At 40.6% G+C, this 17860-nt stretch carries 14 protein-coding genes; all 14 read left to right on the forward strand.

The window, feature by feature from the left end:
* Nucleotides 1–984, forward strand: a complete 984-nt coding sequence (locus T501_RS03365) for an ABC transporter ATP-binding protein (protein ID WP_044913318.1) — start codon at nt 1–3, stop codon at nt 982–984.
* A complete protein-coding gene (locus tag T501_RS03370) occupies nt 977–1960 on the forward strand; it encodes an ABC transporter ATP-binding protein (protein ID WP_026510245.1) in 984 nt (327 codons plus the stop codon). Before T501_RS03365 ends, T501_RS03370 begins: the two co-directional genes overlap by 8 nt.
* A gap of 103 nt (nt 1961–2063) precedes the next feature.
* Nucleotides 2064–3608 (forward strand): alpha-amylase family glycosyl hydrolase, encoded by a 1545-nt coding sequence (locus T501_RS03375; RefSeq protein ID WP_044913319.1) that lies wholly within the window; start codon nt 2064–2066, stop codon nt 3606–3608.
* Between the two features lie 119 nt (nt 3609–3727).
* Nucleotides 3728–5317: a sensor histidine kinase gene (locus T501_RS19925; RefSeq protein WP_050008107.1), complete on the forward strand. Its 1590-nt coding sequence runs from the start codon at nt 3728–3730 to the stop codon at nt 5315–5317.
* An 18-nt stretch (nt 5318–5335) separates the two neighbouring features.
* The gene (locus T501_RS03385; protein WP_242845476.1) at nt 5336–6184 is read left to right on the forward strand and encodes a response regulator transcription factor; all 849 of its coding nucleotides are present in this window, start codon (nt 5336–5338) and stop codon (nt 6182–6184) included.
* A gap of 149 nt (nt 6185–6333) precedes the next feature.
* Nucleotides 6334–8637 (forward strand): response regulator, encoded by a 2304-nt coding sequence (locus T501_RS19930; RefSeq protein WP_050008108.1) that lies wholly within the window; start codon nt 6334–6336, stop codon nt 8635–8637.
* A gap of 277 nt (nt 8638–8914) precedes the next feature.
* Nucleotides 8915–9856 carry a methionyl-tRNA formyltransferase gene (fmt, locus tag T501_RS03395; protein ID WP_044913472.1) on the forward strand — a complete coding sequence of 314 codons (942 nt, stop codon included), beginning with the start codon at nt 8915–8917 and terminating at the stop codon, nt 9854–9856.
* A 28-nt stretch (nt 9857–9884) separates the two neighbouring features.
* Nucleotides 9885–10601, forward strand: coding sequence for a zinc metallopeptidase (locus T501_RS03400; protein ID WP_044913320.1), 717 nt, complete (start codon nt 9885–9887; stop codon nt 10599–10601).
* Between the two features lies 1 nt (nt 10602).
* Complete coding sequence (rsmB, locus tag T501_RS03405; RefSeq protein ID WP_044913321.1) at nt 10603–11988, forward strand: 16S rRNA (cytosine(967)-C(5))-methyltransferase RsmB; 1386 nt, start codon at nt 10603–10605, stop codon at nt 11986–11988.
* Nucleotides 11988–13058, forward strand: coding sequence for a dual-specificity RNA methyltransferase RlmN (rlmN, locus tag T501_RS03410; RefSeq protein WP_044913322.1), 1071 nt, complete (start codon nt 11988–11990; stop codon nt 13056–13058). Before rsmB ends, rlmN begins: the two co-directional genes overlap by 1 nt.
* Before the next feature lie 268 nt (nt 13059–13326).
* Nucleotides 13327–14808, forward strand: coding sequence for a DUF1846 domain-containing protein (locus T501_RS03415; protein ID WP_026510237.1), 1482 nt, complete (start codon nt 13327–13329; stop codon nt 14806–14808).
* Nucleotides 14809–15012: 204 nt separating this feature from the next.
* The gene (locus T501_RS03420) at nt 15013–15468 is read left to right on the forward strand and encodes a hypothetical protein (protein ID WP_044913323.1); all 456 of its coding nucleotides are present in this window, start codon (nt 15013–15015) and stop codon (nt 15466–15468) included.
* 258 nt (nt 15469–15726) lie between these two features.
* Nucleotides 15727–16239, forward strand: a complete 513-nt coding sequence (locus T501_RS03425) for a CarD family transcriptional regulator (RefSeq protein ID WP_026510235.1) — start codon at nt 15727–15729, stop codon at nt 16237–16239.
* Between the two features lie 200 nt (nt 16240–16439).
* Complete coding sequence (locus T501_RS03430; RefSeq protein WP_044913324.1) at nt 16440–17855, forward strand: carbon starvation CstA family protein; 1416 nt, start codon at nt 16440–16442, stop codon at nt 17853–17855.
* Nucleotides 17856–17860: the final 5 nt, after the last annotated feature.

Genomic DNA, 17860 nt, shown 5'->3' on the forward strand with positions numbered 1-17860 from the left:
ATGATAAAGGTTGAGAATCTGTCGACTTCATACAAGACGATCGATGGAGATGTACATGTTTTAAATGATCTTAATTTTACTATAGGCGACAATGAAATTTTTGGAATAGCCGGGGAGTCAGGCTGCGGTAAGACAACACTTCTTAAGACGCTTTACGACATCATTGAGTGGCCCCTGGTAATAGATAAAGGACAGATTGTACTGTCAGGAAAAAAGAACGGCAGGGATTTTGCCTATTCCTCAGGTGAGATCAAAAAGACCTGGTGGAACAACATAGCATATGTTCCGCAGGCTGCCCAGTCGGTTCTTGATCCCATAACAAGACTAAAAAAACAGTTTCTTGATTCCATTCCAAAGGAGGACAGGAAAAAGGAAACAAAAGAGGAGACTCTTAAAAGAGTGGCTAATTATCTTGAGGAGCTAAGTCTTTCACCTGATATTCTTGAAGCATATCCCTTCCAGCTGTCAGGCGGAATGAGACAGCGCGTTATCATAGCCCTCGCAACATTTATGTCGCCCAATGTTGTTCTGGCAGACGAACCTACAACTGCGCTGGACGTAGTTGTTCAGAGGGGAATTCTGATGATGCTTATGCGTTTGCAGAAGCAGCTCAAAAATACCATGGTAATTGTCAGCCATGATATGGGTGTTCACTATCAGATTACAGACAGAATGGGAATAATGTACTCAGGAAGCATGATTGAACTTGGACCTACGGAAGATATTTTCGAAGACCCGATTCATCCCTATACAACAATGCTTGTAAATGCGCTTCCAAAGGTTGGCGATAAGAGTGCGAAGGTTGGTATTCCCGGAAGACCTCCGGCACTTAGGAATCCTCCGCCGGGATGCAGATTTGCACCGCGTTGTCCCTATGCTACAGATAAGTGCAAGGCATCTGTTCCGGAATTCAGGGAGATCAGGCCCGGAAGATTTGCTGCATGCCACTTACTGAAAGAGGGAGGTGGAATGATCAATGTCTGATAAATATTTACTTGAAGTAAAAGGCGTTACCAAAAATTTCCGAATAGGCGGAATGATCAGAGGAAAAAAGATGACGGCTGTTGATAACGTATCGCTTTCAATAGATGCTGATAAGCCTGTCATTTTATCAATAGTTGGAGAGTCCGGATGCGGTAAGTCTACACTTTGCAAGATGATCTTAAGACTTCATACACCGGATGGAGGAGATATCATCCTCAATGGAAAATCCTACAGTGACAAGGAAAAGTATGACGCAAAGCAGTTCAAACTGGACGTACAACCGATTTTCCAAAATCCTTATGAATCTTTTTCTCCAAGAAAAGCTGTGGATACATATTTGTATAACACCGCGTTAAAGCTTGGAATAGCTAAAAATCAGCAAGAGGCAGAGCAAAAGGCTGACGAAGCTCTAAAGAGTGTAGGAATGTCCCTTGCAGTTGTAAAAGGTAAATATTCAGCACAATTTTCAGGTGGTGAGCTTCAGAGAGTTTCCATCGCCAGAGCGCTAATAACAAGGCCAAAGCTGATAATAGCAGACGAACCGGTTGCGGCTATTGATGCTTCAATGAAGATGAACATTGTCAATCTGTTCAAGGAGCTTAAGGATAAGTACAACATTTCATTTATATATATCACCCATGATCTGTCAACGGCATATTATGTGTCTGATTATATAGCAACTCTTTATCGCGGAGGCCTCATTGAGTACGGCCCCGCTAAGGAACTTATGGACAATCCCGCTCATCCCTATACACAACTGCTTATGGAAGCAGTTCCGAGAGTCGGGGACAAATGGAACCAGGAATTTGTCATGCCGGACATGGAAGCAAAAGAGTATGCGCTTACCTGCTGTAAGTTTGCACCACGCTGTCCTTATGCTACAGATGAATGCAGACAGAATAAGCCGGATGAAACAAAGCTTGATGGCGGACGAAGTGTTTACTGCTTCCATCATTTAACCGCTAAAGAAGCATAGATTCCTGTTTTCCTCAGAAAAAAAGTGGTTTCAATTTAAAGTAAAAAAAATCTTTGATGGGAAATAAATTTAATTTTTTGAAAGAAAGGAATAATAATCTAATATGGCAGCTACATGGTTAAAGGATACAGTGTTTTATGAGATTTATCCTCAGTCCTTCTATGACACAAATGGGGATGGAATCGGAGATTTTAATGGAATTATAGAAAAACTTGACTACATAAAGTCCCTTGGATGCAACGCACTCTGGATCAATCCCTGCTTTGATTCACCTTTTGCAGATGCGGGATATGATGTGAGGGATTATAAGAAGGTTGCTCCAAGATACGGTTGCAACAATGATCTTTACAGATTATTTGGAGAAGCTCATAAAAGAGGAATAAAAGTTCTTCTTGACCTTGTTCCCGGTCATACATCAGAGGAACATGAGTGGTTCAGACAGAGCCAGAAAGCTGAAAAGAACGAATACAGCAACAGATATATCTGGTCAGATTTTTGTTTTCAGAGGACAGCGGACCTTAATTATATTGGTGGCGAAAGTGAGAGAAGCGGGACCTATGCTCTTAATTTCTTTAAATGCCAGCCTGCTCTTAACTATGGATTCTTAAACCCCGAGGAGCCCTGGCAGCTTCCGATCGACCATCCTGACTGCATTGCAACAAGAGAAGCCATAAAGGATGTTATGAGATTCTGGCTCGATCATGGTTGCGATGGATTCAGAGTAGATATGGCAGGATCACTTGTAAAGCATGATGATGAAAAACAGACAGGAACCAGTGCGGTATGGCTTGATATCAGAAAAATGCTTGATGAAGAGTATCCGGAGGCTGCAATGGTCGCTGAGTGGAGCAGACCTTCAATAGCATTAAGAGCCGGATATGACATGGATTTTTATTTGAATCATCCGGGAAATGGCTATTCCACTCTTATGAGAGATTATTTTGTAAATGATAAGGAAAAAGAGGATAATTCATTCTTTAAAAAGGATAGTGATGGAGACATAAATCGTTTCCTTGATGAATATGTGAAGTGGTATGAGGATACAAAGGATATAGGTTATATTTCCATGCTAACCTGCAACCACGACACAAACAGACCCAGATATACACTTGAACCCGATGAGCTTAAGATAGCCTATGCATTCATCTTTACTATGCCCGGTGTTCCGTTCCTGTACTATGGTGATGAGATCGGCATGAGATATTTGGAGCTTCCCACAAAGGAGGGTGGCTATTACCGTACAGGTTCACGTACTCCCATGCAGTGGAAGAAGGGTAAAAACCTTGGGTTCTCCGAGGGCTGCAAGGACAGCCTGTATCTGCCTGTTGATGAAGCAGAAGATGCTCCTACCGTCGAGGAGCAGGAGAAGGATAAGGATTCACTTCTTAATGTAGTAAAAGAGCTCCTTAATCTTCGTCACAGAGAAGAAGACCTTCAGGCAGATGCTGAGTTTAAGGTTCTCTGCGCAGAAAAAAATGCTCCTTTTGTATATAAGAGAGGAAGTCTTACAATAGCGGTTAATCCTTCTTATAAAGAAAAAACTGCAGCTTTAACAGTAAAGGGAGAAAAAATATACAGTCTTGGAAATGCTGAAATTGGAGAGGATAAGCTTACTCTTTCTCCTCAGTCTTTTGTAGTAATACGTTAAAATAGCAAGAAACTAAGGCAATACCTTTCAGTTTTTACCTTTCCTATGCAACCCCGGTGCTATAAAATGGTACCGGGGTAAATGCGCTTTTAAATATTTTGACTTCCCGGAGGAATTTTTTGAAATCTAAAACGCTTTTTATACTGTTTTCAATATCATGGCTGATTCCAATAGCAGTATTGTTATCATTTATATTTAATCAATATCAGAACGCGTACATAGACAGAACTGAAAGTGAGGTTATGAATGCGGTCAATGTCTCGGGGGTCTTATTAAAATCCCATATTGATGAGGCGGCCTCGCGAATATACCGCCAAAGTTCCGGAGAAGAGTGGAGAAGTAATTACAGAAAACTCCAGACGGGGAATCTTAGCAAAGAGGACTATCTGACCTGGATCCGTCTTCAGATTATCAGTAAGTTTTCTCCGGATGATCAGTTTGCCTTTACGGCATTTTATCTGATAAATGAGGATGAGCCTTCGGTTTATGCTGCAAAAAGTGATTTTAATTATGATGACTATATGAAAAATGTGGATGGCTATTTAAAGCCCTTTGTTCACAATAAAGAAAAGCAGGCTCAGGTTGCCATAGTCGGTGATCAGATTTATCTTGTTCAGAATCTGTTTTTCTCAATATATGACATCAGTTATGGCGCAGTGGTAGTAGGTCTTGAAAGAGATAAATTCTTTAAGGACATACCTTTGGAAGAGCTTGAGAACATTTTTGTTGAGGTAAATAAAACCGGATATTTTCTCACATATTTCGGAGAGGTTAAAATTCCTGACAACAAAATGAATGTCCTTAGTGGGTTACGAAGCGGCTCCGCAGAGAATCATGAAAGGGGAATACGAAGAACCTTTCAGACAGGATATACAGGCTATAGATATAATGTTGATGAAAGTAATTACAGTCTGGACTTTTACTATATTAAGGATATGGGAGATCTGTACTATGAGATTTCCAGAGTCAATCTGATAGTAATAATTTCTGTCCTTGCAATGCTTCCAATAATGATAATGACCTATTATTACATGCAGAAGAACTCCAAGTACCAGCAGAGAATGGCCACAAAGGATGCCCAGATTGCAGCGCTTCAGGCTCAGATAAATCCGCACTTTTTAAATAATACGCTGGAGATGATGAATTGGCAGGCCAGGATGAACGGGGATACTGAAGTTAGCAAAATGATCGAGGCACTGGGAACAGTTCTTTCTTCCGGAATAAACAGGGACAATGTTGTACTCACAAGATTATCTGATGAAATCAGGTGCGCTGATGCATTTTTATATATCATGTCCATGCGTTTTGGTGACAGGCTGGAGGTTGAAAAGCTGGTGGACACTAATCTTGTAAATGCACTTGTTCCTCAGCTTATTCTGCAGCCAATATTGGAAAACGCCATAAAGCACGGAGTAGAGAGTGTAAGTCATGGTACAATCTGGCTTAATATCTTTGAAGAAAATAATGAGCTTATTATAGACGTAATAAATAGCGGAAAGAAAATGAAGACTGAGGATATCGATAGGATAAGCAGGATTATAAGCGGGGAAGATGCTCTTGATAAAAGTGTTCCCGGAGTTCATACCTCAATTGGAATATATAACGTAAACAAGAGAATAGAGCTTATTTTTGGAGAAAAGTATGGTCTGTCCGTTCATCTCATCGATGAGGATAAGATGCAGTTCAGGATGGTAATGCCACTATCCTGAAGCAGGTAGTACAAATCAATGAATATGGAGTATGGTAACCAGATGTATAAAGTGATGATAATAGATGATGAGCCGATAATAGTGGAAGGGCTTAGGAGAAGTGTTGCATGGGATAAGTTTGGCTGTGAAGTAATTGCTACAGCTTACAACGGAGTTGAAGGAAAGACGCTTATCACGGAAAAAAAGCCCGACATGGTTTTCCTTGATATATGCATGCCAGAAATGGACGGACTAAGCATGGTGGCAGCCCTTAAGTCAGAATACAGTAACATGCAGGTGACAATACTTACGGGCTTTCGCGATTTTGAATATGCAAAGACGGCCCTGAATCTGGGGGTTCGACGTTTCCTCCTAAAGCCTTCAAATATGGAAGAGATTGAAGAAGCGATTGCATTTATGGTAAGTAAGCTTGACTCTGAAAGCCAGTATGACAAAGCTGTATCAGAAGTGGATGCTGAGCCCGATTTATCAAAAGCAGGAGACCGAAAAGATGCAGATAATGGGAGCAGCATCGGGAGAAAGGCTGATAAGCATGAGGATGCTGCCAATAATTTCATAGTCAGAAATGCAATAGCATATATGGAAGAGCACTACAGTGAAAAAATAATGCTTGCAGAGGTCTCCGAGAAGGTATATGTGAGCCAGTGGCATCTTAGTAAGCTTCTAAACAAGGAGATGGGACAGAATTTTTCAGAGATATTAAACGGCATACGCATTAGAAAAGCCGAGGATTTTCTTAAAAATCCATCGCTACGGATAGCTGATGTTGCGGAAATGGTCGGCTTTGGTGAGGTCAATCATTTTTCTAAAGTATTTAAGAAAATAAATGGTGTTTCACCTAACGAATACCGCAATCATGGTTCCTGAAGTTTCCTAAAATGATTCGTTATTTAATAAAAAATTCATGTGCAATAGCGATAATATCAAATTATAATTAAATTAAGATATTGCGACTTCTTGTGGGCAAGAATTTAATGCGATTATTCTTATAAAGATATTTTATAATTGGAGAGATTATGAATTATTCAGGGTTTGGATTATTATCGCTTGCTGTGTATGTGATCATAAACAACAGACTTCTAAGGTCAATATCTAAAAAAGAGTTGTCTGAAAATGATATTAAATACAGATCTTTTCTTATAAGTGTCATACTCTATATGTTCACGGACATCATATGGGGAATTGCGTATGAATGGCATCTGATTAGGCTTGTTTATATTGATACTGCCGTTTATTTCATGCTGATGGCCCTTTCTGTTTTGATGTGGACAAGATTTGTGGTTTCATATCTGAATAACGGCAATTTGTTTGATACAATTCTGACATACACAGGGTGGATAATGTTCACCTTTGTAATGTCGTGTCTTTTAGTTAATTTCATGTATCCAATTCTTTTCTCATTTGATCAGAACGGAGTGTACACTCCTCATCCTGTCAGATATCTGTTTCTTATAGCCCAGGTTTTTCTGTTTGCAGCAACAACTTTATGTGCCCTGATTACATTTTTTAAGTCATCGGGAGAAAATAAACAGCATACAATTACGATAACTATTTCATGTATTGTCATGATCATATTTATAATTCTGCAGACCTGTGCGCCATTACTGCCTCTTTATAATATTGGCTGCCTTTTTGCATCGTGTCTTGTTCATGTTTTTCTTGAAGAGAATGAGGCTCGGAAGAAGAACAGGAAGCTTTCGAAGGCATTGTGGGATGCTGAGAAGGCAAGTGCTGCAAAGGCAGCTTTTCTGGCAAATATGAGTCATGAGATCCGCACTCCCATAAATACTATCATTGGAATGAATGAGATAATTCTTCGCGACAGTAATGATGATAAGGTCATATCCTGCGCAGAAAAAATCAGGGAGTCTGCCACCAGTCTGCTGAGAATAATAAGTGGAATTCTTGAGTTCTCTAATGTTCAAATAGGAGAAACAGAGCTTGTAAATGTAGAATACTACATGCCTGAACTTATAGATGATCTCTACAATTTTATCCGTTTCAGAGTGGAAGATAAGGGATTGGAATTACATATGGATATAGATCCAAATCTTCCTAAAAGAGTGATGGGTGATGAACTAAAGATAAAGCAGGTCATCACGCATCTTCTGACCAATGCAGTGAAGTTCACGGATAAAGGCAAGATAATTTTCAGGGCACGACTACGTGGCATAGAAGGAGAAAATGCCCATATCAGATTTACTGTCACCGATACTGGTCTTGGAATCAAGGATGCGGATAAGGAAAAACTGTTTATAGCATTTGAGCGTATAGATACTGAAAAGGAAAATTCAGAAAAAGGCCCAGGTGTAGGTCTTGCCATGTCAGCCCATTTGCTTGATATGATGGGATCAAAATTTAATGTTCAAAGTATCCATGGCATGGGCTCTGAATTCAGCTTTGAACTCACTCAGCAGATCACTGATAAAAATATTATCGGTTCAAACTGGAAGAATGAAGTTAACTCAGTAACTGAAACTAAAAAACAAGAGCACCATTCATTTAAAGCGCCTGATTGCAGAATGCTTCTTGTTGATGATACGGATCTTAACCTTGAGGTTATCTGCGGACTTCTTGAGCCTACAAAGATAAAGATAGATACTGCAAGTAGTGGAGAGGAATGTATCCGCAAATTCGGAGAAAACTCCTATGATATTGTTTTCCTTGATTATATGATGCCTAAGATGGATGGAATTGAGACATTAAAAAGGATGAAGGAAGACTATCCGGAAAAAACTCTGGCAACTCCTGTGATATCCTTTACCGCAAGTGCTGTTTCAGGAGAGCGGGAGCGTATGCTATCTGAAGGCTTCACCGATTATCTGACAAAACCGGTCGTGATTTCCAAAATGATGGATATGCTCATTAAGTATCTGCCGGAAAGTAAGATCAGTACAACGGATGAAAGCGATTTACAGGCTCAGGATGTAAGTTCTGAACAGACTCGTGAGGTCAGCTTTGAAGGAATACCCCGTGAGCTTTCTGAGCTTCCATGGATTAATGTAAGTGAAGGTATCGATTACTGTGGAACCCCGGAAACCTATATGCTGGCACTTTCAACATTCGTGAAGGGAATAGAGGAGAAGGCGGCGTTATTGGAAGACTGCCTTTCAAAGGATGATATAAAGCTGTTTACGATAAATGTTCACGCAATAAAGAGCAGTGCGCTTACCGTAGGTATGGCTGATATTTCAGCTAAGGCAAAAGAACTTGAACTGCTTGGCAAAGCCGGCGACAGGGAAAAGATTGACGATAAGTTCCCTGGCTTTATTGAAGATTTCAGAAATCTTGCGACGGTTTTGGAGAAGCTTGTAGGCTGAATTTTCTCTGAATAATATAGACTGGCAGAGTAAAAATATTGTTTTTAGCAATAACTTCGCTTATTGTAGTAAAATGTTTGTATATTTTGAATATCGAATTTCTGAAGAAATTCGGTATCCTATAGATTATTGAATTTCTTCAGAAATTCGATAATCGTATTGGACCAGTTCCTTGCGAAGCAAGGGGCGTGTCTGGCGAAGCCAGATTTCCGAACGATTTTCCTTGTTATCGTTCGGAAAGTCATAACTTATGTACTGCGAAGGAGATGGAAACGATATGAGAATTGTTTATATGGGAACGCCGGATTTTTCCGTGCCGCCTCTTGAAAAGATGATAGAAAACGGACATGAGATAGTAGCTGTAGTTACTCAGCCTGATAAGCCCAAGGGAAGAAGTGACAAGCTTATGCCCTCACCTGTAAAGGAGTGCGCATTAAAGCATGGACTTAAAATTCTGCAGCCGGTGAAAATAAGGGAAAAGGAGACAGTCGAGGAGCTAAAGGCTCTAAATGCAGATATTTTTGTTGTTGCTGCATTTGGTCAGATTTTATCCCAGGAGGTTTTGGATATTCCTAAGTTTGGATGCATAAACATTCATGCTTCCCTTCTTCCGAAGTACAGAGGGGCTGCTCCGATACAGATGTGTATCCTGAACGGAGACAAGACAACAGGTGTTACAATTATGCAGATGAATGCAGGAATGGATACCGGTGATATACTTATAACCAGGGAGATTCCCATTGAAGAGGAGGATACTGCAGGTACACTTTTTGATAAGCTCATGTATCTTGGAGCTGATCTTGTAGTTGAAGCTCTTCCCATGATTGAAAAAGGTGAGCTTACACCGGTACCCCAGAATGATGCAGAGGCTACAAAGTGCGGCAAGATTTCCAAGGAAATGGGACATATTGACTGGAATGATTCTGCAGAAAAGATTAACAACCTTGTAAGAGGCATGAATCCATGGCCCAGTGCATATACAGGTCTCAACGGGAAAATGCTTAAGATCTGGAAGGCAGGAATCTGCAGAAGCGCTGATGAGAAAGCTACGGCAGGGCAGCCGGGAACCATTAATTCTGTTTCCAGGGACAGTTTTTTCGTTAATACTGGTGACGGAATCCTTGAAGTCACAGAGATTCAGCTTGAAGGAAAAAAGCGCATGCCTGTTTCAGCTTTCCTTGCAGGAAACAGTATAGGTGCAGGGGATAAGCTGCAGTAAAAGATTTATAGATGTGGAGGAATGAAAAATGTATTCATATGGATATTACGGCGGAATGATGTTTGATTACACATATATTCTGGTTTTAATAGGTGCACTTCTTTGCATGCTTGCAAGTGCAAGGGTGAATTCAACCTATAACAAATATGCAAGAGTAAGAAGTATGTCAGGCATGACAGGTGCACAGGTCGCAGAAGAGATATTGAGGAGAAACGGAATTAATAATGTCTGTGTGGCGCATGTTCCGGGTAATCTTTCAGATCACTTTGATCCGAGGAATAATACGGTTAATCTGTCTGACAGCACCTATGGCTCAACCAGCGTAGCAGCCATCGGTGTTGCTGCTCATGAGTGCGGTCATGTACTTCAGCATCATCAGGGCTATGTGCCGATCAAGATCAGGTCTGCACTTGTTCCTGCAGCTAACTTTGGTTCGAAGATAGGGCTTCCTATTATTATCATAGGCCTTATCATAGGTATGACACCTCTTGCTAAAATAGGAATTTGGGTGTTCTCACTGGCAGTTTTATTCCAGCTTGTAACACTTCCTGTAGAATTTGATGCTTCTCACAGAGCACTTGTAATGCTGAATGAATACGGAATCCTTGCTGAGGATGAGGTAGATAAATCAAGAAAAGTTCTTAATGCAGCTGCACTTACCTATGTGGCAGCGGCCGCTTCATCTATTTTGCAGCTTCTCCGTCTGGTTTTGATTGTAAATGGCGGAAGACGCAATAGGAGGTAAAATGGCTGGAAAGGTCAATGAAAGAAAAATCGCATTGGATATACTGACAGAGATGGGAAAAAGTGAATCCTATCAGAAATCTGCAGTAAAACTGGCGCTTAATAAATATGATTTCCTTGAATCAAAACAGAAGGCTTTCATAAAATACCTCGCAGAGGGAACGATAGAGCGTCAGATAAGCCTTGATTATGTTATAAGTCAGTTTTCCAAAACTCCTATATCAAAAATGTCTAAGGTGATCCTGTATATAATCAGGATGGGAGCCTTCCAGATACTGTACATGGATTCAGTGCCTGATTCAGCTGCTGTAAATGAAGCAGTAAAGCTTACTTCCAAGATGCATTTATTTGGATTGAAAGGTTTTGTAAATGCAGTGCTTAGGAATATTTCCAGAAATAAGGATGAAATAGTATGGCCAAATCCCGGTGAGTCAAAGGAATCCAGGATAAAGTTTTTATCGGTTAAATATGCTGAGCCCGAGTGGTTATCAGAGATGTTTCTTGAGAACTATGGCTTTAAACAGACCAGAGATATTTTTAAGTTCTTCCTGGAGCCAAGACCTGTGACTGTGAGATTCAGCTCCAGGTTTAGCAACGAGGAGCTTCGTAAGATTCTGCTTAAGATGAAGCATGCAAATAACGGTACGATAGAAATGAAGCCAAGCTCTTTACTTCATTACGCCATGGATCTTTATCATACAGACAATATAAGATATCTGCCCGGATTTGAGGAGGGTGCTTTCATGGTTCAGGACATCAGCTCCATGCTGGTTACTGAGGTGGCAGGCATCAAAAAAGGTGACACAGTTATTGATGTCTGCGCTGCTCCCGGAGGAAAGAGCCTTCATGCAGCTGACGTACTTAGTCAGACAGGAAAGGTTATAGCAAGAGATATATCTGAAAATAAGTGCATTTTAATTCGTGAAAACGTCATGAGAATGAAGCTTTCAAATGTGACTGTTGAAGACTATGATGCTGAGAAGCACGATGCGGGACTTGAGAATAAGGCAGATGTTTTGTACTGTGATCTTCCCTGTTCAGGACTTGGAGTTATTGCAAGAAAGCCTGATATCAAAATGAATACGGACATAAATGCAATAAATAACCTTCAGATAAAGCAGCGCAATATCTTAAACAGCGTCTGGAATTATGTAAAGCCCGGCGGTACACTTATATACAGTACATGTACCATGACTAAGCAGGAAAACGAGGATAATTTCAGATGGATACTGCAAAATCTTCCCTTTGAAGCAGTGAGTATAAAGGAGCGACTTCCTGAGAAAATGAGGGAGATTCCTACAGCAGGTGCGGGATATATTCAGATTATTCCCGGAGAATATGGAACTGACGGATTTTTTATAGCAAAGTTTAAGCGTAAGGAAAACTAATGACAGATATAAAATCACTTACAAAAGAAGAATTAACAGACTTTATTAAAGACATGGGTGAGCCCGGCTTCAGAGCCGGGCAAATTTATGACTGGATGCACAAGAAGCAGGCAGCAGGTTTTGAGGAGATGACTAATCTCTCAAAGGGACTCCGTGACAAGCTCTCGAAGGAGTGCGAATATGTATCTCTCAAAATTGAGAGAGTACAGGAATCCAGGATTGACGGAACAAGAAAATACCTTTTTGAGCTTGCTGACGGCAATCTTATAGAGAGCGTTTTCATGAAATATCGCTTTGGAAACAGTGTATGCGTCTCATCACAGGTAGGATGCCGCATGGGATGCAGATTTTGTGCGTCAACTATCGACGGAGTTGAGAGGAATCTCAGACCCTCCGAGATACTTGATCAGATCTATGCAATAATGCGCGACACCGGGGAAAAGGTATCACGAGTTGTTGTCATGGGAAGCGGAGAGCCCCTCGATAACTATGATAATGTGATCAGATTTGTAAAACTCTTAACTGACGAGAACGGATACAACTTAGGGCAGAGAAATCTTACAATTTCAACCTGTGGCATAGTTCCTAATATGAAGAGACTGGCAGAGGATAAACTTCAGATCAATCTTGCGATTTCCCTCCATGCATCCAATCAGACAAAGCGTAAGGAGCTTATGCCTATCGCTAACAAGTACTCGATTGAAGAATTGCTTGATGCCTGCAGGGATTACTTTGATAAGACCGGACGCCAGCTGACATTTGAGTATTCACTGGTTGGTGGTGTTAATGATACGGATGCTGATGCTGATGAGCTTGCAGGTCTTCTTAAGGATCTTAACTGCGTGGTAAATCTCATTCCTGTTAATCCTATTAAAGAACGTGAGTATGTAGAGAGCACAGCTGAGAGAGTTCAGGCCTTTAAGAGGATGCTTGAAAAGAGGCATATAAATGCCACAATAAGGCGAGAGATGGGAAGAGATATCGATGGCGCCTGCGGACAGTTAAGACGCCGCCATATAAGTGAGAAGAAGGGTTACTGTTCAGACAGCTCTGCGCACTTGCTGCGCTGAGCGTGAGAATGTTCTACGTCTTGAATATAGGATTTGCCCCTTTGCCGAAGGCAACTGGAATGGGCAAATCCAGTTGCTGTGAGCACCGTAAGGTGTGAACAGTAACGAAGAAGCAGGAAAACTGAGAAATTAAAACTTTTTAGAATTGACAGGAAAATTGCAGTTGACTATTTTCCCTAATTCATTGTAAAAAATATTTTGGCTTGCATATTCTTGACTATCGGATATAATGCTAAAGAAAAACTTTGTAAGAAGAGAGGAATCATACATGAAACAGGCATTTGATAATGACAAATATCTCCAGATGCAGTCTGAGCGGATCCGTGAAAGAATCGGACAGTTTGGCGGAAAGCTCTATATGGAGTTCGGAGGAAAGCTTTTTGATGATTATCACGCTTCAAGAGTTTTACCCGGATTTCAGCCTGACTCAAAAATCCGCATGCTCACTCAGTTAAAAGAGGATGTTGAAATTGTTATAGTTATAAATGCGGGAGATATCGAGAAGAACAAGGTCAGAGGTGATCTTGGAATCACTTATGATATGGATGTTCTCAGACTTATCGATGCTTTTCATGGATATGGTTTATATGTAGGTTCTGTCGTACTTACAAGATATGACGGAACTGAGCAGGTGGTTGCTTATCAGAAAAAACTTGAAGCACTTGGACTTAAGGTTTACAGACATTACACAATTCCCGGATATCCGTCCAATATTCCTATGATAATAAGTGAAGATGGATACGGAAAGAATGAGTATATAGAGACCAAGCATTCTCTTGTCGTTGTGACTGCACCGGGTCCCGGAAGCGGAAAGATGGCAGTTTGCCTCTCACAGCTTTATCATGAAAACAGACATGGTGTTAAGGCAGGTTATGCGAAATTTGAGACATTCCCTATCTGGAATATTCCTCTTCAGCACCCTGTAAATCTTGCGTATGAAGCAGCTACCGTAGACCTTGCAGATATGAATATGATCGATCCCTATCACCTTGAGGCCTATGGCGTCACAACTGTTAACTATAACCGTGACGTTGCGGTATTCCCTGTTCTTAATACGATGTTTAAGCAGATTTACGGCGATTCACCCTACAAGTCACCTACTGATATGGGTGTTAATATGGCAGGTAACTGCATCATTGATGATGAAGCAGCACAGGCAGCAGGTAAGCAGGAGATAATAAGACGTTATTTCAAGGAATTGTGTGAACAGAGAAAGGGAGAAATCAACCAGGATAGAATTGATACCCTTGAGATTTTGATGCAGAAGGCCGGCTGCAGTATTCAGGACAGAGCTCCGGTTGCTGCCGCAAATCTGAAGGCTGAACTTACAGGTGCTCCCGCAGCAGCCATAGAGCTTCCGGATGGACAGGTTGTGACAGGTAAGACCAGTGCACTTATGGGTGCTACAAGTGCCATGCTCCTTAATGCTCTTAAGGTAATGGCAGGAATTCCTGATGAAGTAGAGCTGATATCCCATACGATCATTGAGCCTATACAGAATCTTAAGGTTCAGCAGCTTGGAGGACATAACCCTCACCTTCATATCGGTGAGATTCTCATTGCCCTTACAATCTGTGCTGCTACGGATGAAACTGCAAAGGCAGCTTTGGACCAGGTTGATAAGCTGAGAGGACTGGAGGTTCACTCCACAGTAATCCTTTCTCCCGCAGATGAGTCTACATTCCATAAGCTTGGAGTAAATCTTACCTGCGAGCCTAAATATCAGACCAAGAAGTTGTTCCACGGCTGATAATACGATTCTCTGGATGTCATAAGCAAAGGATGATTCCTTTGTATGACTTGTAATAAAGAAGCAGATATGAGCAGAGTTTTACACGCTTAACGAAAAAACATTTACTTCATAATGATTTTAGATATTGTTCAGAATTGTTTTTAACAGAGCGTGCTATAATTAACTCATGAAACTTATATCGGCGTGTGTAGGAGGTTCTCTATGAATCAGAGCTTATACGATGCGGTATTTTGTGTGGATGTTGGTGGACAGAAGATTGATCCGTTTGCAGCTGCCACAATCGATTTTGGAAGAGTTATTGGCGATATGAAACTTGGCGGATATGAGATTACATCTCTTCATGTGGCTGAGTTCATAGTTCTTCATTGGCTTGATGATATAAGAAAAAATAAAACGCAGCTTATCCATGATACTATGGATATGGATAACAGAGATGATTTCTGCAGACAGAAATATGGATTATCCTGGAAAGACATCGACGCCCTGGATCCGACTTCGGATTTTGAATTCGATTTAAAGAGCGGACAGGTTATTCTGTTCCTGGCACATGATGCTCAGTATAAAGAAGATGCTTATATGAAGATGTTTGGCCAGGAACTCAACAGATTCTGTCAGGAGACAGGATTCCTTTATACGAAGCTTGGCGAGGCTATTTAATTACCTTGCTTTACATTTTATTCCTCCTTTCCTTTCTAAAATATTGTTACAAAGATGGCCTGACGAGAGTATACCTCCGCCGGGTCTTCTTTTTGCGTGAAATAGCAGAGCCATGTGGTTTGAAAAACGACTTAATCCTTTTAGTTTCTTAAGGTTTTCTTAAAAACAATCCTCCAATATTATATTTTTATTACAAATTTGCTATGATATTTTTAGTGTCGCCTTAGTCTTTTTTGTTTTGTAATAGGAGGAAAAAATATGCTGAATAGAGGAGATTGCGTTGTTTATGGTAATCATGGGCTTTGCGAGGTAAAAGACATTTTGGTTCCGTCTTTCCTTGAGAGAGGTAACGAAACGCTCTACTACAGCATGGTTTCAAGTATTGACAATAAGGGAATCCTTTATGTTCCTGTTGATGGAGCAGAGGAGAAGATGAGAGAAGCTATTGATGCTGATGAAGCAGAAGAGCTTATCGATGAGATTGAGGAGCTTGAGGTTTATGATATTCCTCAGGGTAAGAAAGCAGAAGCAGTTATCGTTGATGTTATTAAGAGAAATAAGGCTCCTGAGATGATGTGCCTTGTTAAGTCACTTCGTCAGATCAAGGCTACCAGAGCCGCTGAAGGCAAGAAGTTTGCATCCATGGATGAGAAGTATTTAAGCATTGCAGAGAAGCTTCTTTATTCTGAGATGGCTTACTCCATGGAGTCAAAACTCGATGAGGTTAAAGAGAGAGTTTGTGGTGAACTTTCACAGCTTACTCTTGTTTGATTAAAATTTAATAAAAGAATTATAATGAATTGCTAAAGATGTCAGTGATTTTTCTCTGACATCTTTTTTATTTTTATTTTATAAAATTTATAGCCATTAAAACGTATAATTATTACATAGATATATTATTATTTCTTTTGATGCACACATCATATTTTCAGGAAGTGCAAAAAATAAAGTTGCAGAATGGAGGACTTTATATGGTTTCATTTCTGATTGCTTTAGGAGTACTTGTTATAGGATATAACGGATATGGAAGAATGGTGGAGATGATTTTCGGACCGGATGATCGGAAAACTCCTGCCTATGAGATCAATGATGGAGTTGACTTTATTCCCATGCCAACCTGGAAGGCACTTCTTATTCAGTTGCTAAACATTGCAGGTACAGGACCGATTTTTGGTGCTATCATGGGGGCATGCTTTGGACCGATTGTATTTTTCTGGATTGTGCTTGGAGCTATATTTGGAGGTGCAGTACATGATTTCATGTGCGGAATGATTTCAGAGAGACATAATGGTGCCTCTATATCAGAGCTTTCCGGTATATACATGAACAAAGTAGTGCTGTATATAATGCGTGTATTTTCACTGATTCTGCTGATTCTAACCGGAACTGTATTTGTTACCAGTCCTGCGGCGCTTATTGCCAGAATTACGCCGGATTTTCTGACGGAATCATTTTGGGTAGTTTTGATACTTATCTATTATTTGATTGCAACGCTTTTACCTATTGATAAGGTTATCGGTAAGCTTTATCCGATTTTTGCCGTAGTACTCATTATAATGGCTTTTGCAATTGCAGGTGGAACGCTTTTTTCAAAACAATATCATCTTCAGGAGATTTCACTTGTAAACATGCATCCGGACGGATTACCGGTTTGGCCATATATGTTTGTGACGGTAGCCTGTGGCGCTATTTCGGGATTTCACGCGACTCAGTCACCGATGATGTCCAAGTGTATTATAAGTGAGCGCAGAGGTCGAAGGGTTTTCTATGGAGCGATGATAATTGAGTCTGTCATTGCTCTTGTGTGGGCTGCCGGAGGATTGGCTTTTTATGGCAATACTACAGACTTAAATTCAGCAATAGCAACCTTGGGACAATCCGGGACAGTATATGACATCAGCAGCACCATGCTTAAAGGAGTTGGAGGTTTGCTGGCAATTATAGGTGTTGTTGTATGTCCTATAACATCCGGGGATACTGCATTTAGAAGTGCAAGACTCATTCTTGCAGAGTGGACCGGGCTTGATCAAAAGAGCATAAAGAAACGACTTATTCTCACGATTCCGCTCCTGCTGATCGGAGCGGTGCTTACACAGCTTGACTTTAATGTACTGTGGAGATATTTCTCATGGAGTAATCAGACACTGGCCATGATAGCACTGTGGATTGCTACATCTTATCTGATCAAAAATGGAAAAAGAAGATTCGATTCATTGATAACAGCGCTTCCTGCAACATTTATGTCAGCTGTCAGCATGACCTATTTCATGATGGGTAAGGAATGCCTTGGAATGTCAAAGACTATAGGTTATCCTATCGGAATTATTTTTGCAGCAGCTCTGTTTATTGTATATTTAAGGATAAATGCAAAACAGTGGAGCAATTAAGAATG

It is taken from the genome of Butyrivibrio sp. WCE2006, assembly GCF_000701985.1.
Lineage (GTDB): Bacteria > Bacillota > Clostridia > Lachnospirales > Lachnospiraceae > Butyrivibrio.